Source organism: Flavobacterium sp. GW823-FHT06G12 (assembly GCF_058794775.1).
The window spans coordinates 1,246,341-1,268,197 of the sequence record NZ_JBXAHE010000001.1; the positions used below are offsets into that span (position 1 = coordinate 1,246,341).

Genomic DNA, 21,857 nt, shown 5'->3' on the forward strand with positions numbered 1-21,857 from the left:
GGGACAGGTACATTCTTCCCACAGGATAATTTTAAATATAGAGCATAGATGAAACTCAAAATCCAATTATTAATCGCGGCCGCTGCAATCTTCTCGCTTGCAGGCTGCGGACAAAAAAGCAATGAAAGCGAAACTGGAGCTAAAACCGAAAAGGCTGAGGGAGCAAAAGAAGAGGAGCACGGCGAGGAGGAAGCTGCCACAATTGCGGTGCTGACCAAGGAGCAGATGAACTCTGTAGGGGTTGAGCTGGGCACTATCGAGAACAAGAACCTGACCGCAGCCATTAAAGTCAACGGCGCGTTAAGGGTTCCCAACAATAACAAGGCCAATGCCACCTCTCTGTACGGAGGCGTGATCAAGACCCTTAAAGTGCAGCTGGGCGACCAGGTGCGCAAGGGCCAGGTGATTGCCACTATCGAGAACCCGCAGTTTGTGCAGCAGCAGGAGGAGTATATCACCATCAACAGCCGCATCACCAATGCGGAGCAGGAGCTGCAGCGCCAGAAAGACCTTCAGGCGGGCAATGCCGGAGCCTTAAAAAATCTTCAGAATGCCACTGCCGAGGTAAGTGCGCTGCGCGCCCGCAAGGCTTCGCTGGCCAAGCAGATCCAGCTTATGGGGATCAATCCGGCAGCGATCACCCCTTCGAATTTAAGAGCGGCATTAACGGTTACAAGTCCGGTTACCGGCACGGTAAGTGCGGAATTTGCGAAGATCGGAAGCTATGTTGACGTTTCATCTCCTGTTGTGGAGATAGTGGACAACCAGCTGATCCATCTTGACCTTCAGGTTTTCGAGAAGGATCTTCCCAAGGTAAAGGTGGGGCAGAGCGTAAGCTTCACCCTGACCAATAACCCGGCGGTTTCCTACACGGCTAAGGTGTTCAATATAGGGTCATCTTTTGAGAACCAGAGCAAGAGCGTTGCAGTGCACTGTACGGTTACGGGCAGCAAGACCGGGCTTATCGACGGAATGAATATCACTGCCCTTGTAGGGGTGGGCACTGCACTTACAGCAGCAGTTCCCAATGATGCCATTGCTGAGGCGGACGGTAAATTCTACATTTTCGTGAAAACGGACAAGAAACCCGAGGAGCATGAGGAGTCGGAAGCTGAGGGAGGCGCCGACGAGGGGGAAAAGCACAGTGCCGAAGAGGAGAAGAAAATCGATGCGGCAAGCATGAATTTTGAAAAAGTGGAGGTCACCAAAGGGGTTTCAGAAGTGGGCTATACGGCAGTTACGCCGGTTAAGGAAATACCTGCCGGATCGCAGATTGTGACCAAAGGAACCTTTTTTGTAAATGCCAAACTGAGCAATTCGGGAGGCCACGAGCATTAAGAAATTGAAGGATTTAATGCAGGTTCCTGTTCGACAGCGTGTGTTTGCCTGTGATTAACCCGGATAATTGGAGACCCTCCCCCTTGGTCTTTAATTGATGGTCTCGAACGGGGAAACCTGCATTAATTTAAAAAATGCCGGCAGTCAGGGCCGATTATCAAGTATCTGCCTGCTGAAAAGTGAATCCGAATGCTGAATTTAAAAATAAGCTTCGTAAATTTACTGTAACTGCCCAGCCGATAGGCCTTGCTGCTGGTTTATTTTTAATGTAAAAATTATATGAAGAAAACAACGGAAGAAGCCTTTAACAGCAAGAACATACGCCTGACCACGATGCGTATCCTGATCTATGAGTACATGCAGACGCTGAGTGAGGCTCTGTCTCTGGCCGATATCGAGAAATATTTCCATAAGGCCGACAAGGTGACCATCTACAGGACGCTCCAGACTTTTCTGGAAAAAGGCCTCGTGCATAAGATCATGGATGAAAACCAGGCCAGGTACCGCTTATGCGCAGATTCATGCGAGCAGGAAGAACATAACGACAGGCATCTGCATTTCTACTGCAGGAAGTGCGGGCAGACCACCTGCAGGGAGGAGATCATTCTTCCCGAAAGCCTGACAGGCAGCCTTCGGATCGACGAGATCCAGATTCTGGCCAAAGGAATCTGCGAGAAGTGCCTCACTGCATCATAATTCAAATCAGATAATTGTGAACAAAGGATAATTGTAAAATTTTAATTTTAAGCTATGCTGTTAAACCGCAGAATATCAGTGCTGTACTTTGTGAGGGAAATAAGATCCCAGATTATTCTCATTGTCATTTTTGCCGCTGCAATCGGCATGCTGGATATGCTTCCCGTTTTCAGGAAAGTATCCCTTCCGCTCAGCATTCCGGCTCTTGTCGGAACCGCAGTCTCGCTGCTGCTGGCCTTCAGGACTGCGCAGTCCTACGAGAGGTGGTGGGAAGCCAGAATGGTATGGGGTGCGATTGTAAACGATTCGCGCACCCTTGTCAGACAGGTGATGCAGGCCGCATCCAAAGAAAACAGCCAGATTGCAGACCAGTTTGCCGAAAGGCAGATCATATGGGTGTATGCCCTTGGAGAAGCGCTGCGCCGCCAGCCCTTCAGCCCGAAGGTGGAGGCCTATCTGAAGTTCCATAAAATTACCGGGACAAACATCCCCAATGCCCTGCTGGACAGGCATTCGCAGGGCGCTGCCGAAATGGAGCAGAAAGGGATCATAACGGATTTCAAGACCGTGCAGCTCAATGAAACCATTTCACGGCTCTGCGACCATATGGGAAAATGCGAACGGATCAAAAATACGGTCTTTCCAAAGTCATACAGCCTTCTGGTGCACACGCTGATCTATGTTTTTGCGGCCATACTGCCCTTCGGGCTCGAGGATTCCCAGCTGGCGGTTGAACTGCTGCTTACCATCCTGATTCCGCTGCTGTTCATTGCGATCGAATCAACTGCCATCATCATGCAGGATCCTTTTGAGAACACGCCTGTGGATACGCCGATGACTTCGCTGGCACAGACCATTGAGATCAATCTCCTTGAGATGACCGGCGCGAAGGATATTCCCGTAAAACCTAAGAACAGCCTTTATTATGAAATGTAGCAATTGGGCTTTCTGCCAAAAATCAGAATCCAATGGATATCGGGGTTGAACTTTATATGTCAGCCAAGCTGCTGCTGGCTGCTGCCCTGGGCGGCCTGATCGGGCTTGAAAGGGAAAGGGAACAGCAGAATACGGGCGTGAGGACTTTTGCATGCATCTGCGCGGCCTCCTGCCTGTTTGTTTCCATTGCGGCCCATCTTACGGAAGATGTCTCGGCTGTGGCCCGAATGCTTGCCGCCATTGCGACCGGGCTGGGATTCATAGGGGCGGGAATAATTTTCAGGGACCAGAGGAACCTGCCCAAAGGCATCACAACCGCCGCGGGCCTTTGGACCACATCAGCGGTTGGAATGGCCATAGCACTGGATATGCTTGTAATTGCCGTTTCGGCGACACTCATCATACTGCTGATTTTCAGCGTGAACCATTTTTCTTGGTACAGAAGACTGGTAGATAGATTAATTAAGAGCAAAAAAAAGGACTAACTAAACCAATGGACTGCCTTTTATCGGCACCGGGACACTTCAGGGAGAATGGTGCCGAATTTTTTAACCTTATAAATTATATATCATGGAACACAAACATAAATACGATAAGAACGGGAAACAGATCTGCTGCACGCAGACCGAGAAGGTGTATGTGCAGGCCGGCGCAAAGGAACTTCTGAAGGGGCACACTCCCGGTGACGGCCACAACCATGCGCACAGCAGCGACGACGGGCACAGCCATGCCCACACCGATGATGACGGCCATAACCACAGCACTGCCGAAGGCGGAGCGTTTAAGATGTTCCTTCCTTCGATAATTTCACTGGTGCTGCTGCTTCTTGCCATTTCTTTTGACAACTGGATCAAGCTGCCGTGGTTTTCTGGCACCCTGCGGTTCGTGTGGTACCTGGTGGCCTATCTGATCGTCGGATTTCCGGTTATCAGGGATGCCTTCAAAAGCATCACCAAAGGGGAGATATTTTCCGAGTTCCTTCTGATGAGCATAGCCACAGTCGGCGCCTTCATCATTAAGGAATATCCCGAAGGGGTTGCGGTAATGCTTTTTTACGCCGTAGGGGAAGTTTTCCAGACCCTTGCCGTATCAAGGGCACAGCGCAACATCAAAAGCCTTCTGGACCAGAGGCCCGATGAAGTGACCATCGTCGCAGACGGAAAGACCAAAACAATCAAAGCCGAACAGGCCCAGATTGGGGATATCATCCAGCTGAAACCAGGAGAAAAGCTTGGGCTTGACGGGGAGCTTCTAACCGACAGCGCCTCATTCAATACGGCGGCCCTTACAGGGGAAAGCAAACCGGACACCAAATCCAAAGGCGAGGCGGTCCTGGCGGGAATGATAAATCTCAACGTGGCGGCACAGGTGAAAGTCACCGCGGCCTTTACCGACAGCAAGCTCAGCAGAATACTGGAACTTGTACAGAATGCGACCTCGCAGAAGGCTCCGACAGAACTGTTCATACGCAGGTTCGCCAAGATCTACACGCCTATTGTGGTTTTTCTGGCTATCGGAATCTGCCTTCTGCCTTATTTCTTTGTGGACAATTATGATTTCAGCAGCTGGCTTTACAGGGCTCTTGTCTTTCTGGTAATTTCCTGTCCGTGTGCGCTTGTCATTTCCATACCGCTGGGCTATTTCGGCGGAATCGGTGCGGCCAGCCGCAACGGGATACTGTTCAAAGGGAGCAATTTCCTTGACGTGATGGCCTCGATCCAGAACGTGGTGATGGACAAGACCGGAACGATGACAGAAGGGGTTTTCAAAGTGCAGGAGACTGTCTTCAAGCCGGAGTTTGACAAGGATGAGATCCTGAAAATGGTCAATGCGGTGGAGAGCCAGAGCTCGCATCCTGTTGCTACGGCAATCCATGAATACGTGGGTGAGGTGGACAGTTCGATAAAACTGGAAAGCACCGAAGAAATTGCGGGCCACGGACTGAAGGCATTAATCGGCGGAAAGGAGCTGCTTGCGGGGAACTTCAAGCTGATGGACAAGTTCGGCATTTCTTATGATGTCGATCCGGCTTCGATAGTATACACGACCATCGCGGTAAGCTATGACAAAAAATATGTCGGGTATATCACCATAGCGGACAGCATCAAGGAAGACTCGCAGCTGACCATCGACCTGCTGCACAAGATGAATATAAAAGCGACGATGCTCAGCGGGGACAAGGGAAGCGTAGTGAAATTTGTAGCAGACAAACTGGGGATTGACAATGCCTACGGAGATCTTCTGCCGGAAGACAAAGTAAACAAAGTGAAGGAGATCAAGGCGCAGTATGGAACGGTTGCCTTTGTCGGTGACGGAGTGAACGATGCGCCTGTGGTAGCGCTCAGCGATGCGGGCATCGCAATGGGCGGGCTGGGAAGCGATGCGACCATCGAAACGGCCGATGTCGTGATACAGGACGACAAGCCTTCAAAAATACCCATGGCCATCAATATCGGCAGGCAGACCAAGAAGATCGTATGGCAGAACATCACCCTGGCTTTCGTAGTCAAGGGCGTAGTGCTCGTTCTTGGAGCAGGCGGGCTGGCCACGATGTGGGAAGCCGTATTTGCCGATGTCGGCGTATCGCTGATTGCGATTCTGAATGCGGTGCGCATCCAGAAAATGAAATTCTAAATTGGATAATTCAAAGATTCTAAAGGCTTAAATCCAAAAGATTTAATGCTGCTGTTTAGCTGCCGGCCAGATGATATCCGCTTACGGATAATCATCTGGCTCAGACGGCAGGGATTCTTTGTGCCCTTATCCAATCGTAATATCCATCAGAAATGCCTGCCGCAACCGCACAGGCAGAAATATCAAACGTGCAGTTTTACCGGCAGTTACTGGTAATGCAATGCCGTATCTGCAGGTATAGCGCATTGAATCGAATTTTATGCGAAATGAAAAAACGAAAGAAGAAATACTATCCCAACATACAGAAGACCTCCAGGGGACAGAAGGGCAGGCCGGTTAGAAAGAAGAACAGGTATTCGGCTGTCAATATCGGAAAAACGATCATACTGGCAATTCTGGGAATTGTGATTGTACTTGGAATTTTTGCAAGGGCAAGACATTTTATCCTGTACCACGTGCAGGACAGGCCGCATGAGCAGGCCAATGGGAAATTGACCAATGAAGGCGCAGGACGCCTTCCTGAATCCCCGAAATGAAATATATAAAAAAAAATATAAAAGGCGATTGTTAATTCAAAACCGCAGGCTTTTTCTAAGGTTCTGCGGTTTATTCTATAAAAAAATAAACCGGGCATTTAAACCAAATGATTAGCAGAATATGAAAAAGTATGCCAATATTTCCAATGTAATCCTTACCATTCTAAGGGACAATCCTGATCGTGATTTTGCTCTGGAGGAGCTTTCGGGCTTAATTTTTCCGACAGATCCGATACAAGAGGAGAAGCATAACCAGGCTGCCGTTCTGGATGTGCTGATTTTTCTGGACGACCAGAAAATGATCCTTCTGGATTTTGAGACGGACCGCTCAAGGCTTGCCAAATAGAACTGATAAGATCAAGGGCGGCAGCCCGTATTTCCGGAGAGCCTTCCCCGAAGGGAAGGCAGTTCCGGAAAAGCCTAATTAAGCGTTCAGACCAGCACGCTGAGTGCGGCAGGCTCTGCCGAAATTCTGCAGGTGTTGGTCCTTAATTTATAATGCTCCCCGTCGATCTGCGCATCGGTGAATATATTCGTGGGCATTTCGATCTGCAGGCTCTGCACCAGATGGTGCTGGGCCTTCTTGAATCTGCTGACTGAGCGGGTGAGAATATGGTATCCAAGGGCTATCTTTTCGAAAAAGGAAAGCTCGGGAATGAGAACCAGATCCAGTTTTCCATCCGTCAGCAGTGCGCCTGGGGTAAGGCTCATGCTGTAGCCCATTTCATTTGAATTGGAAACAAAGACCATAAATGGCTTTATTGGTATGACCCTGTCGTCGAAATATACTATGGCGGGCTTCGCCTTATACTCAAAGGCTGCCACAACTGCAGCCTTGATATAGGCAAAAAGCATCCTTTTTCCCGAATTCTCATACTTTTTTACAATCATCGCGTCAATTCCGATGCCGGTGTTGCTGAAAAAGTAATGCTGGTTGATTCTTCCGGCATCGATCCGCAATTTTCTTCCTTCCCTGATAATTTCAAGAGATTTTCCGATATCGCGCGGAATGTTCAGATGCGATGCCAGTCCGTTTCCCGATCCCACGGGGATGATTCCAAGCTTCACATCGGTTCCGATCAGACGCGAAGCCACCTCATTGATGGTTCCGTCGCCTCCGCATGCCACGATGATGTCGGGATTCTGCTCCAGCGCTTTTTCGGTGAGGATCAGGGCGTGCTTTCTGCTCATGGTGTAATCAGTGCTGATCTTATACCGGTCAGCGGGAAAGAACTGCCTGATGTAAAAATCCGGCAGGCTGTGGCGCCCTGCGCCGGAGACAGGGTTAATGATGAAATGTATATAGGTCATTGCTTATTTTAAAAGTTTGTTTGTAAAAAGGTAGTCAGCGGTCTGGTACCATGCGATGGTCTCTTCAAGAAAGGGCCTGTCCATCGGAAGGGGCGTGAGGCTGTTGTCTGATTTTTTCCAGCTGTAGAAGGCCTGCTTCTTCTGGTCGGAAAGTATCATAACCCGGCTGCCTTTCATGAGCGCGAGCTTGCGGTATGTCCCCAGAAACGCCCGCTGCTCGAAATCCGGGTCAAGGATGTCCCTGCCGAAGAAATCGGATTCGTAGTGCCATTTGAACATCGAAAATACGGTAGGCCAGAGATCGATCTGCGAGCACTGCTTATCCACCTTGCGGCTGGCCGTTTCGGGCATATTGACGATAAAGGCGGGGATATGGTAGTTGGCAATGTCTATCTCATCCTTTCCTGCGCTGCTGGCGCAGTGGTCGGCAACGACAATGAAGACGGTATTCTTGTACCAGGGCTTTTTAGACGCTTGGGCAAAGAGCCTTTTCAGGGCATAGTCGGCATACTTGACAGCCCCCTCGCGTCCCGTTCCCGACGGGATGTCTATCCGGCCCGAAGGATAGGTGTAGGGCCTATGGTTGGAGGTGGTCATCACGAAATTCAGGAACGGCTTTCCTTGCTTATGCTTCTGGTCGGCAGTGCTTAGCATTTTATTGAATATGTCCTCATCGCAGATTCCCCATGCATTTTCAAATGTGACCTCGCTGTCTGCGATATTATGCCTCACTGTGCTGATGCGGTCGCTGAGCACGCTTCCGCGCCCGCGGTCATAAATGCTGAAGCCGTTGCCTCCGAAGTAGGAGTTCATGTTGTCGAAATAGCCGTCGCCGCCGTAAAAAAAGCTGCAGTCATAGTTCTTGGACCTGAAGACATTGCTGATGGTGTAGAGGTCCCGGTTTTCAGGCCTTTTGACAATCGACTGTCCCGGGGTGGGAGGTATGCACAGTGTCAGCGCCTCCATGCCGCGCACGGTTCTGGTTCCGGTGGCGTACATGCCGGTGAAAAAGACGCTTTTCTGGGCAAGGCTGTCCAGGAAAGGGGTCAGGTTCTGCCTGTTTCCGAATTGGGCCATAAAATCCGCACTGAAGCTTTCCATGAGGATAAAGACCACGTTGCTGCGCTGCAGCGGCGACTGGACGTCCTTTATGCTGCGGTGGATCGAGTAGCCTGTAGTGGCAAAGGATACCGTGCTGTCTGCCAGTTTTGATTTGACGATGCTGAACGCGCGGTCATTGCCGATGGAGGTGTAAAACTGCTCGTACTTCATCTGGTTATTGCGAAAAGCGGCAAAAAAGGAATAGATGCCCGATTTGGAAATTTCGGAATTGTAGCGGTTGGGCGACCATTCGGCCAGGCTGCTGGAGATAAAAGTGATATAAAAGGATGCCGCGGCCGTGAAGAGCAGCAATATGGAAACCCTCTTCACTATGTCCGTGTTGTGGGCGAATGCGGCGGCAAAGGCTCTTGATCTGTAAAAGGCAAAAAGCACAAGTGCGGTAACTATCACGACAGCTGACACGAGAAGCGGCAGAGGATAGGACTCCTGTATATTGGCAATGACCTCGTAGGTGTAGATCAGGTAGTCCACCGCAATGAAATTGAAGCGGGTCCTGAATTCCTCCCAGAAGGTGATTTCGGCCAGAAAGGTGAAAACCAGTATGAAAACATTCAGCGCCGTAAAGAACCAGATTACGATCCTGTCGGCCATCGAGCCGGTCCATCTTCCCGCAAATACGGTATAGTATAGAACGGCAGGATAAGAAATCAGCGCGATGGTTCCGATATCAAAAAAAAGCCCTGTAAGGAGCGTGCGGATGACATCAAAAATGCTTTGCGAGACCTGGCCATGCTGCCAGATAAAAAGGATGATGCGCAGCAGCTGCGAAAACAGCAGAAACCATGCAATAAAATGAACCAGCAGTGCGTATCTGCCGGTTCTGATAGACAATTTACCCATAACTCAATAATAACTCAGCAAAGTTTACATTGCAATGTTGTAGTCATTCTGAATTTTTGGTTTTTATTAAGAAATATTAACCCTGTTTATGAAAAAAAAGCGCATTGCAGCCTGGCGCAGCTATGCTGGATCCGAGCGGAAGCTTCCTGCGCGATCAGGTGCCGCCGCTAGAACTTTACGCTGAAGCAGTGGAAATCATTATAATAGGAGTAGGAGATCTTCCATCCGCTTATCTCGGTTATCTTTTTGATGATGGCCAGACCCAGCCCGCTGCCGTTTGCCGAGGTGCCGCCGCTGAAGAAACGTCCGAAGAGCTTCTCGATGGGAAGCGGTTCGGCCGTACCAGTGTTGAGGACCATCAGCTCGCGATCCAGGGTCCTGATTATGATATTTCCCTCGGTGCGGTTATGGCGGATGGCGTTAAGCACCAGGTTGTTGATAAGGATTTCGGCAAGGACAGGGTTGGCTTCTATTTCAAGCTTTTCGGACAGCTGCACATTAATGGCGACCCATTTCTGGCCGGCCTGCTCGGTAAAGAAGTCCAGATGCTTTTCTATATGCTCATTAACCGAGATGCAGGTTTTTTCCAGATAGATCTCATGCTCTATTTTGGAGAGCAGCAGCAGATTTTTGTTGAGCCTGTTGAGTTTTGCGACATCCCTACTCAAGGCGCCCAGCACCCGAGTCTGGTCCTTGTCGAGCCGCATCTGGAAAAGGGTGTCGATCTTGTTCTGGAACAGCGCGAGGGGCGTCTGGAGCTCATGTGCGGCGTTTTCCACAAACTCGCGCTGGCTTTTGTAGATGGCCGTATTTTTTTCGATCAGCGCCTCAAGGCTTCTGTTCAGGCGTTCAAATTCATCGATTCCAGACTGGATAAAGTGCGGGGGCTTGCTTTTGTCGATCTCAAACTCATGGATCTGGTCCAGGGTATTGTAAAAGGGCTTCCATCGTTTGGATGCCGTTTTCTTGGACAGCCAGACTATGCCGATAAAAAGCACCAGAAGGATAAAGGTGAACATGCCAGCTATGGTGAACACCATCCTTTCCATTTCCAGCAGGTGGATCTTTTCGGTGTAGGTGTATTTTCTGCCGGCAATTTCCACTGGGGCGTAAATGATGCGGAAAGGCTCTTTTTCCTCAGCCGTGGAGTCTTCGATCATGGTGCCGACTATGGAATCTTTTTTTACGCCCATATCGGGCATAATGGTGAAATGCAGGTTGTACCTGTTCCAGGTCTTGATGTCTTCGGGAGTGAAATTGCGGCTGGATTGGTTAATGAATGCATTTTTATGCTGCACGAGCACCTCTTCGGTTTCGTAGATAAAAAGCCACTGGCTCACAAAGTAGAATATCGGAGCGCAGATTGTGAGAATTACGGCAGCGAGGATAAGAAAATCGCGCGTGGTTTTGCTGAGCAGTTTTTTGGTATTCATTTTTCCCATTTGTATCCTTCGCCGTAAACGGTTTTAATATAATCTCCCGAACCTGCTTTTGAAAGCTTCTTTTTCAGGTTTTTGATGTGTGCGTATATGAAATCGTGGCTGTCGAGCATATCGGCCATGTCGCCCGATAGGTGTTCGGCGATGGCGGCCTTTGACAGGACCTTGTCATTGTTGCCGATTAGGAACAGAAGAAGGTTGAGCTCCTTTCTGGTCAGCTCGATTTTCTGTTCATTTACAAGGACCGTTTTGGTGAACACCTCGATCCTGATCTCCTGGAACACCACGCTGTTGCTTCCCCTGAAGTTCCTGCGTCTTACCAGTGCCTGCATCCTTACCAGCAGTTCGGCAAGATGGAAGGGTTTTGTGAGGTAGTCGTCGGCTCCCAGACTGAAGCCCTCCAGCCTTGTTTCCAGGGTCTCTTTTGCCGATATGATTATCACCCCGTCGGTTTTGTCCTTGCTTCTCAGCTCCCTGAGGATGTCAAAACCGTTGCCGTCGGGAAGGCTAAGGTCAAGCAGTATGCAGTCGTAATCGTAATTATCGATCTTATGCACGGCCTGCGCATAATTGTGCGCCGTTTCGCATTTTACGCCATTGTCCTTGAAATAGCTCTGTATGCTTTGAGCGATATCCTGTTCGTCTTCTATGATTAAAATTTTCATGATGCCATTTTCTTACCGCCCCATGACAGTGCATATGCCCACTAAATTTAAGAATTTATGGCAATATATGCGCTGCGGGGCATCATTTTTATAAAACGGCTGTGCCGTTTATATTACAGTCTGTAATAATACGGCTCAATTTTGAATTAATTCTGAATTTTTGCCTGCAGCACGTTTTTTTAGCAAAATCTGCCTTAAGATTTCGGGGCTTTGATAAAGATTCCCCCAGCCATGAAAACTGGATGCCGGGAGAATCACATCAAAAAAAAGAGTCTGGGAGCGTATAAATGCCCTATAGGGTTTAATTGCTCAGCGCTGCACCATGCTGGAAATAATATTGATGCTCAATGCCAGTATGGTGGTGTTGAACATAAAGGAAAGCACCCCGTGCACCAGCGCGGTCCTCCTTATCTTCCTGTCCAGTATGGCGACATCGGACACCTGAAAGGTTGTGCCGATCACAAATGAGAAATAGACAAAGTCGAGATAGTCAGGTTCGCCTTTTCCGGGAAAATCAAGGCCGTTGAGCGAATAATGGAGATTGGCGTATTTGAAGGCGAACGTGGTATGGACCACCGCCCAGGCCGTTCCCACCGATGAGAGGGTCATCACCACATGCAGCGCCAGCTCGGAACCGGTCTTCTGATCGGCTGAAACATACAGCAGCAAGATGCCCAGAAGGCTTACGGCCGTTGTAAGGAGCATGAACAGGGACAGCACAGCGCGTCCCGAGTCCTGGTCTTTGGCACTTTTCTTGAGCTCATCCACGCGGCAGGTCAGGATGGTGAACCAGGAGAAGAACAGCTGGGTTAGGGAAAAAGCCAGCCATACCGCCATGATGTGCACCGAGGGCCTGCTGGTTCCGATCTCAAGGACAACGGCGGTGAGCAGTCCCGCCGAAGCGGAAATTGCCAGCCTTGACCTGTTGCTGAGCCGGTTTATAAATACTGTTCCATTCATAAGAAATTATTTTTATGGCTTGTGCCGGTTGTTTGAATGCTATTGGTAAATGTTCATATTTTCATCATAGATGGGACTTTCTATATTCAGAAAGTTCAGCACACTGTGGAAGACATGGTACTGGGATGCGGTTTTATCGGCTTTCAGTTTTTTTGAGCCGGGCGAAACCCAGACAATAAAAGGAATCTCAAACTGCTCCCTTGAAGCAATGCTCATCGGCAGGCCGTGCATGTAGAGATTTTTTTCGCCGAGCGACTCTCCGTGGTCCGAAACAAAAATCATAGTGCTGTCAAATTCCTTGAGCTCTTTCAGGTTCTGGATCACGCGGCTGAGCAGGTAATCGGTATAAACTATCGTATTGTCGTAGGCGTTCATCAGTTCCTGCTTTGAGCAGTCAGCAAGCTCGACGCTGGTGCAGACCGGATTGAAATACTGGAACGCCGGAGGGTACTTTTTGCTGTAGCTGGGGCCGTGGCTGGTGCTGGTATGCAGCACCAGAAATATCTTGTCCCTGCTGCTGGCCAGGATCTGCTCCCGGAAAAGGTTAAGCAGGACCTCGTCGTATGCGCATTCCCTGCCCGGACATGCAGCGCCTAGGTATTTCCGGTCCTGGTAATTTTTGATATGAAGCGGCGGCTCTCCCCAGTTGGCGGTCCTCCAGATGACCTCGACATCGTTACGGTACAGGTAGTTGGGCAGAATCTCATAAAGCTCATCGGTCTTTTTATGGTCCAGTATCGCCTTCACGCCGCCGGTGGTATAGGTTGCCGAGGAGACAGCATTGAAGATATGCAGGTTTTCAGTTTTGGAAAGCAGCGGATTGGTGTTCTTCGGATAGCCGTACAGCGAGAAATTGGCCCTTCTTGCGGATTCCCCGATGACCAGCACCACAATGGATTTCTTCCTGTCCCTGATGCGGGCATCGGGAAGCAGGATTTCCTTCTGGTTTTTATTGTACTGGTGCACGTAAAACAGGGAGGTGTTGACCGCATAAGACCATGGCATTGCAAGCCCTCCCAGCTTTTTGGAATTCTTGTCGATCCAAAGCCAGCCGGCTGAATTGATAAATACCAGCGCCAGCGCAATGAGCAGGCTGCCTGAGCAGAGCGCCGCAAACCTTTTAAGAGGCTCCTTTATGATCTTTATCCTCAAGAGCGCGGCCGAGGGAACTATCCCGAGCACGAGCACATAAAGCGCCAGCCTGATCGAAAAATAGGCGCTTGATTCAGCATAATTGGTGTTGAGGATATTCCCCACCATGCTTTCGTCTATGATCACGCTGTAGGAATTGATGAAATACAGGGCTGCCGCGCTGAGGGCAAAAAAGAGCGAAATGAGAATTCTGCCGAAAATTCCGGTAAGGTAAAGCAGCAGGTAAAAGACCAGGAAATCCAGCACCAGCATCAGCGCGATGAGGCTGGCGATGGTCATAATGCCGCTGAAACCCGCGTAATTCAGGTTCCCGACCACAAAAGAGAAGAAGGGGATATGGAAGAACAGGCAGTTGGCCAGGCTGATTAAGGCTGCCATGCGGGCTGCCGGTAGTTTACCTTTTAACATATGCGGCGGTAATTTTATATAGTGATATGGTCAAAACGAATAAAGACAGGCAGAATATGAAAAGGTGCTCCTGCATGATCCTGAAGGCCAGCGCAAGCCAGCATCCCGTGAAGGCAATGATGAAAAAGGGGTGGTATTTCCTGTTTCCGATCCATTTCCAGATGCGGTACCTTGTTGAGATAAATATGCCGGCAAGGGCGCAGAAGTAGCCTATGATGCCCCCGACAAGAACATCAATGGGGTAATGCGCTCCTAGGGCAACCCTTGTGAGGACAAGCGCGAGACCTGCTGACACAAAAAGTGTGCACCAAAAGATCCTGTTTATCAGCCTGGCAGGCATAAAGGCAAACATAAGGATGGAAAGCGCCGTAAAAATGGTGATGGAATGCCCTGAGGGCAGGCTGTTGTGCCCTGAGAGGGTTCTTCCGATTATAATAAAGCTGCCGTTGTCAAAAAAAGCTGCCGGCCTTGGGACATGAAAGAGCTTTTTCAGCACGCTGGAAAACAGGCAGGAAACCAGAAGGGCAGAGGCAAGAGACTCCCATATCTTAGGCGCGTGCAGCACAAAAATGCTCAGCAGCGACGCCACCACCAGCGTATTTCCGGTTTCGGTGAGATTGTACTGCATTTCAGGATATTGGGACAGGGTGGCATTCAGCATAAAGAAATATTCCCTCTGGATCAGGATATACGATTCGGCGCGCAGCGCATCGAGCATGAAAAGGAACGCGGCGATTAGCAGCAGCAGCACCGCAGGCAGGAAAAAAAGGGTAGGCCGCAGCCTTGAGAAGTTGAATGAAACATAAAGATCCAAAAGGGGATTGGCCTTTTCGGACGTGATTTTTTCGATGCCCCCATCGGCATTTTCGAGGAATAATTGGCGCATTTTCTAGGACTTTGTTAATCATTGTTTTACACTGGCTTAACCAGGGCAAAACATATCGATTCTTTTTTCCCGAAAGTTTACAATCCAATTTTGTAATCATCCTGAATTTTCATTTCACAGACTTTTATTTTGGATAATTTTAGTGTTTATTTGTTTGTATATCAGATTATTAAAAATATTTTAAAATTTTCAGAAGAGCAGCAAGTCTCTCAATGCGAGCAGTTTTTTTTCTGCCGATCCAATGCGTTTTAACATTCGCCGGCGCATTATTTTAACACTGAAATTTTGCATGCGCCGAATGTAAATAGGTATATTTGGATTTAGAATCCACCCAAGACCAACGGTCAGATCTTTCAAAATGGAAAAAGCGATACGACTAAAAGTGAGAAAAGATTTGGATGCCCGCCAGCAGCATACCATCCTTAGGCTCAAGGGCAGCCTGATTTCCAAAGGCTATACCGAGATTATCCACATCCTGGACAAGGATGAGGAGTTTCATATCAATACCTTTGAAACGCCATCTGAAAAGCAAGTCGAAGTTAAGCAGTATATCGCTGCATTTATAAATCAGGAAAACATCCTGGATACTGTAACGATCGAATAGGTTCAATTTTCAAATAAAAGCTGCTTCGGTTGTGAAGGCAGAAGCACTTTTTGGTTTTAAGGTTGCACATGCTGCAAATAATTGTAATTTTATAAAAAATCTTACTAAAAACTTTTGGCGCATTGATGAACATTGATTTTCTGGATGCAGGCTGTGCGGATGCCATCCATATTAATTTTAAAGGCACTGATGATAAAACGCACAACATCATAATTGACGGCGGCAGCGAGAAGAGCCGCCTTTATGAGTCAGGGCTCAGAAAGAGATTGCATGAAATAGCCAACGTCAGAAAAGAAATAATTGATATATGGATCATCACCCACATTGATGATGATCATATAGGCGGAATTCTCCGTCTTCTTAAAGATGCTGACCTTCTGAAAGCCGTGGATCTCTCCAGAACCACTTTCTGGTTCAATTATTCCAACTGGGACTATGACACCGGCATCCGGAGCAATAACTTAAAAAATGTCAAGCAGGGCATTACCCTTAGGGAGTACCTTGCAGCCCATTCACATGTAAAACAGGACATAACCGACAGCCACCCCCTGATTGATTTATGGGGAGCCAAATTGATTATCCTGTCTCCCGACAATGCAAAATACAATTCGCTTCTCAAGCTGTGGAAAAATGAGGAAGTGAAAATGAGGGATAAGGAGCCTTCATCTTTAAAAAGCATTAGAAATAATGACTACGGCAGGAGGATTGAAGATTTCGACACTTCCAGGGAAGTGAAGGATGTTTCGGTGGAAAACGGATCAAGCATAAGTTTTATGCTGCAGTTCAACGGCGAATCATTTCTGTTTACTGCCGACAGCCATCCTGATGTACTTGTCTCGGCTATCAGGAGAAAATTCGGAGGGCAGAAGATCAAGCTAAAGCATATGCAGATTCCCCATCACGGAAGCAGGTATAATACAAGCAATGCTCTACTGGAGCTGGTTGACTGCGAAAATTACATTATTTCAGCAGATGGATATAACCGTTCAAATCTGCCCAACAAGGAAACTTTAGTGAAAGTGCTTCGCGCCAATCCCGATAAAAACATCAATTTTTTTATCACGCAGGAAAATGAACTTACAAGGAACATTTTTAAAGCAGATCCAGAATTTAATACTAATCTAATATTTCCCCAGCCGGGAAACAGCCACCTTCACTTTGAAATAGGATGACAGCAGAGAAAGATTTTATAGTAAGAATTGAAAATCCCCAGGGATTCAGCAGCGGACTTATATATTCGCCGGCCGGCCAATCAGAAGAGGCCTATGTTTTTACGGCAAGACATGCTCTGGTTGGGGATAATGGGATTGCATGGGATTGCAATGAGCTGTCAGTCGGATTTCTTACTGATAATGGATGGTCTGAGTATAAGCTGCATGATGGGGATGTAATATTATTTGGCGAAAACAATGCAAGTGAAGATATAGGAGTACTGATAGTCAAAAAGCAATTCCTTCCCGTATCGCTTAACTATGATAAATGCCCTGAAATCTGCCTGGTGCCGGCTAAAGTCCATGAGCTTGAGATAACAGGTTTTCCTAAAGTGGTTCTTAATCAATTAAAAAGAACGCTGCACCATTTGATGCCCCTTAAGGATAGAGATTACGAAAGGCAGATACAGATTGAAGTATCAGATCCCCTGACCGGGGAGTACAATGACGACAACCTTGTGGAAGGCTATTCGGGAAGTCCGGTATTTGTTAAAGTGAATGACAGATATTTCTGCTGCGGCCTATTTCTTGCCTATGAGACAAAAAATAAAAGAATATTGGGGATCGATCTTTCTCTGGTAAATGATCTTCTGGCGTCAAGATCGCTGCCCCTTTTATCATTGCTGCAGATAGAGACAGACCCTACTGTGCTTGAAGCAGCTGAAAAGCTTAATGAAAATTCTTTCAGGGTGCTTTCAAGAATACGAGACAGCGTTGGAAAAGTCAACCTGCCGAGGACCGAAATTTCAGCCGCTGCTTTGGAAGTTATAAAAAACGGCAAGCTGGCAATATTTACAGGAAAGCCGGGAAGCGGAAAATCGGCGATGGTTAAGAAGATTTTGGATGGACTAAAAAGCGATTTTGAAATATTTGCTTTTCAGGGCGAGCAGCTGGACAAAAAAAGCATCGAGGAGATATTTGCAGATAAGCCCTTCTGCTTTGGCATATCCCTTTCAGAGGTTCTTGATTCCCCGCAATTCGGTAAAAAGAAAATTTTCCTTATAGATAGCATCGAAAAAATACTTGAAACGGATAATGCTGAGACAATATTGGATTTTTTTGAACTGCTTTTTAAAAGAGAGAATATTACATTAGTGTTTACCTGCAGGAGCTATGCGGCCGAGCATTTAAAAATCCGTTTTTTAAGGCAGTTTCCCGCTTTTCCCGATTTTGATGTGCCTGCGCTTGATGCAGCGGAGCTGGAATGCATCGCTGAGAGCTATCCGATGCTGAGAACGTTAGCAAAAAATAAATCCCTTTTGAAAGTTCTCCAGATTCCCTTTAATCTGGATAAGGCAGTGTCTTTACCTCAGAATTCGGTAAAAGATGATATTGATACTGAAGCAAGGTTCAAACAGATCATGTGGGAATATGTGATTGAAGGGCGCGAAAAGGAATCAGATCCCCGAAAAAGACAGCTGCGCGGTGAGACATTTATGGAAATTGCCCTGAAGAGGGCATCGGCAATGAGCGCATATGCAACTGTTGAGCACGCACGTGCTGACATACTTCACGAGCTGACCGCTGACCATATTATTGATCCCGAACCGGTATACAGAAGAAGCTTTGCGGCAGCTCATGACATCTATGAGGACTGGGCATTGACAAGGCATATTGACAGCAATTATCTGCAGTACATTGCTGAAGAGGACAATTACGGCGCTTTTTATGATGCAATAGGAACCGCTCCGGCAGTCCGGCGAGCCTTCAGAATCTGGATATCAGAAAAAATACAGGCAATGGACGGATCTGCAGGCCAGCTCGTAAAATCAACCCTCAACGATTCGGCAATCCAAAACTACTGGAAGGATGAAATATTAGTTGCTGTCATGCAGTCGCATTACAGCAGTGATTTTCTGCGGGAAAACAAGGATTTTCTATTTTTAGATCAGTTTAAATATTTCATAAGGATAATTTTTTTAGTTCGGGTTTCTTGCCAGAAGCCGGATTTTTCCCTCCTGAACGCATTGGATGTGGACAAAAGGACTCAGGTATATCACAATATCAATCTGGTTCCCTACGGTGAAGTATGGGCCAATCTCATTGAATTTATTTTCTTAAACCTGAATCTGCTGCAGCCACAGATGAGATTGATACTATCAATGCTGCTGCAGTGGGAGAAAGGCCTGAAAAAAAACGGACCGTTTCCTGCCGAGGCCGAGCATGCGGCTAAAATTTTAATATGGTTTTACAGTAATTTTACATCAGGTGTCCCATCTGGCCAGGGAAGGGCTAAAACTGAGAATCTTGAAAATGGAATATTAATGCTTTTCCGTCTGTCTGACTTTGTCAAAGATGAATTGAAATCATTAATAGAGGATGCGTTTAGAAATAAAAACAGGGATGCTGATTTTGAAATCGGCAATCTGTATGACAAGATTTTAGAGTATGCCCTTGACGGGTACGAAGGGCAGAAAATATGCAAAAATTATCCTGAACTTGTCCTTGAAATTGCAGAAAGCAAATGGTTTTATTATCCGCCGACTCCTGAGCAGATTGCAGAAATGAAGAGGCAGTCCATCCTGGGGCCGTACCACCGGTCGATGATGCACACTGAACAGGATTTCGGCTTCAGAAGGAGCACAGAAAGGCATTATTCACCTGGAAGCCCTTATGAAACGCCTATATTGAACCTTCTGCTGTATTCTCCCTTTGCAACTGTAGATTTTTTAGTGAAGCTATTTAATCACGCTGCCGATTCCTATATCAAGTCCGATTTCGGCCGGGACAATGAATTTCTGCATCCTGCCGACCACCGTTCGCAGATAACTGTTATAATGGACGACGGAAGAGAGATTAAACAGCATGCCAGCCCTTCATTATGGATGATGTTCAGAGGAACCTATTTTAATTCGCCCGATGTTCTGAAATCCTGCCTAATGGCAGCCGAGTGCTATCTGCTGCAGATCGGCCGAGATATAAAAGAGAACAAGCATGACCAGTACACTAAATTTTTAAAGGCTTCCTGGGACTACACCTTTGAGGCTTTTTTAACCAGATGCAACAGCGTCATGGGGTCGGCAGTGCTTATAAGTGTCGCTAATGAGCATATGGATCTTGCCGGAAGAAGAATTTTTCCTTTACTGAAAATAAGGGAGATTTATCATCTGGATTTCCACAGGTGCCTTAAAGAATCAGAAGCCTACAGTCCTCTGAGCTATAAAAAGCACCGCCAGCTGCGCCACCTGCAGCTGCAGAATTTCCAAACACTAAAGCATAGAAGCAAAAGCATTGAAGATCTGGTTATAAACCTTAGCCTTGGCGAGTTTCAAACCGAAATCTTTGGGATCATAGATAATTTTAATCTGGAAAACCCGACAGACCAAAACTGGCGTTTTGCACTTGCCCGGATAGACCGCAGAAAATTAAGAATAGTAAAGGAAGTTGAAAACGGCTATCTGTTAGAAACACAACTGGAGGATGACTTGCAAAAGGTTGTCGAGGAAAATAAGACGAAGCAGGAAGAGAACCATACCGTTTCTTATGCAGCATACTGGTGCATGCAGAAATTTAAGCATGAAACCGTGGAAGAGGACAGTTATGAAAAATGGTCGGAGTTCCACAAAATCTCTGTGGATGCCCAGGATAATAAAAACATCTCCAAGATGCATAACCAGCCCGTGCTGGTGGCTGCAATGGGAATCAGGGATTTCTATAGGTCATTAAGCGCAGCAGAAAGAGAATGGTGTGAAACAAAAGTAAACGAGCTCTTTAAATACGAACTTTTCGAAAATAGGCTAATGGATTTTACGAATTCCAAATACACGGTGTATGAAACAGAAGCTGCCTTTTCTGTTGTTCCAATTTTGATGCTCAAGTCGGATGAGACGCAAAAGAAGATGTACAAGCAGAATATTCTTTATTACTTAACGCATTTTCATCAGAGATCCGAGCACAATTCCCTGAGAGCGTCAATTAACAGCTACCTATGGAAGCATGATCCCGGTTTTGTATTAAACTGCATCTTCTGCATTGTGGAGTATTCAAAATTCTCGCACCTTAAGCACAGGCTGGAGCATTTAAGCGGATATAAATCTTATAAAAGAAATTTATTTTCCATTATAAAAACAGCACATTATAGAATAAGGTTAAAAATAAATCCCCATTATAAACCCAAAGGCCGCATTGCTGGGCATATCAAATACAACGATGCCCTTAAACAATACAGCGCCGCTATTGATGCCATTATGAATAGGGTCGCTAAAGAGGAAACCCCAGTGCAGATTGCAATTCCTGAATATCAGTCAAATGCAGGCGACTGGCTTTTCGAAGCTTTAAAACTGGTGCCGGCTGAAACAGAACTCAAAATTCTTCGGGACTATTTCAAGAATGTCTTGAGTTTCATTTTTGAAACCTTTGCAAAAGATTCCGATCCATATGACGACACGATCCATCATACCCTGCAGCAGTTTTTTCAAGAAAAATTTGCACTGTTTTTACTCAGCCAGCCTGAGGATACTGCAATTGAGAACTTTAAAGCATTAATTGACTGGGCTTATGCAGATGGCGTAAAAATCTTTTATTCCGATAAAAGATATGATTTTACCGTTAAGTGCCTGGAGGAAGTGGTAAACCAGTTTTTAAATGATGAATCCAAAGCGGCAAATTTCTGGATTTTATGGAGTTATTTAAGCCATAAGATTTTAACGGCTAAGATGTTTATTTTTGATAAAGCCTTTCTATTCAACCATCGCATACTTTCCTTAACGCAGTTAGATTGGAATCCCCTAAAAAATAAAAAGCATTTTTTTGAAACTTTTATACTCCAGGGGGGAGATCTTGAATCTTCCGGAAGATTAACAGCCGGCATTGGATTTGAGGAATTAATGCCTGACGCTGTCAGCTGGCTGGCTGAACGCATTAAAAAAGAGTGGCCCGGAAATAAAGACTGGGATTTTTATCTTGAAAAAATTATTATCCAGACCTATTACGACGGCCGCATGAGAAGAGAAATCACGGCATCTGCCAGATTAAGGAATGATTTTATTGCGCTGCTGGACAAGCTGATAGATCAGAGCGCTTCTTCCACAGCTTATATAATCCGTGAAGATTTCATATCTTCAAAAGGACTGCCGTAAAATTGGTGACATTTTTCAGTAACTCGGAAAAAAATACAGAA

Annotated in this window: 17 protein-coding genes; 10 read left to right on the forward strand and 7 right to left on the reverse strand. The window is 46.9% G+C overall.

Going from position 1 to position 21,857, the window contains the following annotated elements; translation table 11 throughout:
* Positions 1 to 48 precede the first annotated feature (48 nt).
* From AC1Q5Z_RS05305 to AC1Q5Z_RS05335, 7 genes are all read left to right on the forward strand, one after another.
* A complete protein-coding gene (locus tag AC1Q5Z_RS05305) occupies positions 49 to 1,338 on the forward strand; it encodes an efflux RND transporter periplasmic adaptor subunit (protein ID WP_041515726.1) in 1,290 nt (429 codons plus the stop codon).
* A gap of 279 nt (positions 1,339 to 1,617) precedes the next feature.
* Entirely contained in the window at positions 1,618 to 2,034 is a 417-nt protein-coding gene (locus AC1Q5Z_RS05310) for a Fur family transcriptional regulator (RefSeq protein ID WP_084607884.1), read from the forward strand.
* A gap of 54 nt (positions 2,035 to 2,088) precedes the next feature.
* Complete coding sequence (locus AC1Q5Z_RS05315; protein ID WP_041515728.1) at positions 2,089 to 2,970, forward strand: bestrophin family protein; 882 nt, start codon at positions 2,089 to 2,091, stop codon at positions 2,968 to 2,970.
* Between the two features lie 32 nt (positions 2,971 to 3,002).
* A complete protein-coding gene (locus AC1Q5Z_RS05320; protein ID WP_041515729.1) occupies positions 3,003 to 3,455 on the forward strand; it encodes an MgtC/SapB family protein in 453 nt (150 codons plus the stop codon).
* A gap of 85 nt (positions 3,456 to 3,540) precedes the next feature.
* Positions 3,541 to 5,604 (forward strand): heavy metal translocating P-type ATPase, encoded by a 2,064-nt coding sequence (locus AC1Q5Z_RS05325; RefSeq protein ID WP_041515730.1) that lies wholly within the window; start codon positions 3,541 to 3,543, stop codon positions 5,602 to 5,604.
* Positions 5,605 to 5,870: 266 nt separating this feature from the next.
* Complete coding sequence (locus AC1Q5Z_RS05330) at positions 5,871 to 6,140, forward strand: hypothetical protein (RefSeq protein ID WP_123902593.1); 270 nt, start codon at positions 5,871 to 5,873, stop codon at positions 6,138 to 6,140.
* Positions 6,141 to 6,261: 121 nt separating this feature from the next.
* Positions 6,262 to 6,486: a hypothetical protein gene (locus tag AC1Q5Z_RS05335; protein ID WP_041515732.1), complete on the forward strand. Its 225-nt coding sequence runs from the start codon at positions 6,262 to 6,264 to the stop codon at positions 6,484 to 6,486.
* Between the two features lie 86 nt (positions 6,487 to 6,572).
* Here AC1Q5Z_RS05335 and AC1Q5Z_RS05340 read toward each other — a convergent pair whose 3' ends face one another.
* From AC1Q5Z_RS05340 to AC1Q5Z_RS05370, 7 genes are all read right to left on the reverse strand, one after another.
* Complete coding sequence (locus tag AC1Q5Z_RS05340) at positions 6,573 to 7,451, reverse strand: diacylglycerol/lipid kinase family protein (protein WP_041515733.1); 879 nt, start codon at positions 7,449 to 7,451, stop codon at positions 6,573 to 6,575.
* Positions 7,452 to 7,454: 3 nt separating this feature from the next.
* The gene (locus tag AC1Q5Z_RS05345) at positions 7,455 to 9,413 is read right to left on the reverse strand and encodes an LTA synthase family protein (protein ID WP_084607885.1); all 1,959 of its coding nucleotides are present in this window, start codon (positions 9,411 to 9,413) and stop codon (positions 7,455 to 7,457) included.
* Between the two features lie 167 nt (positions 9,414 to 9,580).
* Positions 9,581 to 10,846: a sensor histidine kinase gene (locus AC1Q5Z_RS05350; protein ID WP_240475520.1), complete on the reverse strand. Its 1,266-nt coding sequence runs from the start codon at positions 10,844 to 10,846 to the stop codon at positions 9,581 to 9,583.
* Positions 10,843 to 11,517, reverse strand: coding sequence for a response regulator transcription factor (locus AC1Q5Z_RS05355; protein WP_041515737.1), 675 nt, complete (start codon positions 11,515 to 11,517; stop codon positions 10,843 to 10,845). Before AC1Q5Z_RS05355 ends, AC1Q5Z_RS05350 begins: the two co-directional genes overlap by 4 nt.
* A 309-nt stretch (positions 11,518 to 11,826) precedes the next feature.
* Entirely contained in the window at positions 11,827 to 12,477 is a 651-nt protein-coding gene (locus AC1Q5Z_RS05360) for a DUF1345 domain-containing protein (RefSeq protein ID WP_084607887.1), read from the reverse strand.
* A 39-nt stretch (positions 12,478 to 12,516) separates the two neighbouring features.
* Positions 12,517 to 14,037, reverse strand: coding sequence for a phosphoethanolamine--lipid A transferase EptA (gene eptA / locus AC1Q5Z_RS05365; RefSeq protein ID WP_041515739.1), 1,521 nt, complete (start codon positions 14,035 to 14,037; stop codon positions 12,517 to 12,519).
* Complete coding sequence (locus AC1Q5Z_RS05370; protein WP_084607888.1) at positions 14,024 to 14,923, reverse strand: phosphatase PAP2 family protein; 900 nt, start codon at positions 14,921 to 14,923, stop codon at positions 14,024 to 14,026. The genes eptA and AC1Q5Z_RS05370 overlap by 14 nt, the downstream gene beginning before the upstream one ends.
* 358 nt (positions 14,924 to 15,281) lie before the next feature.
* On the opposite strand from AC1Q5Z_RS05370, the gene AC1Q5Z_RS05375 reads away from it, so the two are divergent.
* From AC1Q5Z_RS05375 to AC1Q5Z_RS05385, 3 genes are all read left to right on the forward strand, one after another.
* The gene (locus tag AC1Q5Z_RS05375; protein WP_041515741.1) at positions 15,282 to 15,527 is read left to right on the forward strand and encodes a hypothetical protein; all 246 of its coding nucleotides are present in this window, start codon (positions 15,282 to 15,284) and stop codon (positions 15,525 to 15,527) included.
* Between the two features lie 125 nt (positions 15,528 to 15,652).
* Complete coding sequence (locus tag AC1Q5Z_RS05380; protein WP_041515742.1) at positions 15,653 to 16,699, forward strand: MBL fold metallo-hydrolase; 1,047 nt, start codon at positions 15,653 to 15,655, stop codon at positions 16,697 to 16,699.
* Entirely contained in the window at positions 16,696 to 21,816 is a 5,121-nt protein-coding gene (locus AC1Q5Z_RS05385; RefSeq protein WP_041515743.1) for an ATP-binding protein, read from the forward strand. The genes AC1Q5Z_RS05380 and AC1Q5Z_RS05385 overlap by 4 nt, the downstream gene beginning before the upstream one ends.
* The last annotated feature ends 41 nt before the right edge of the window (positions 21,817 to 21,857 follow it).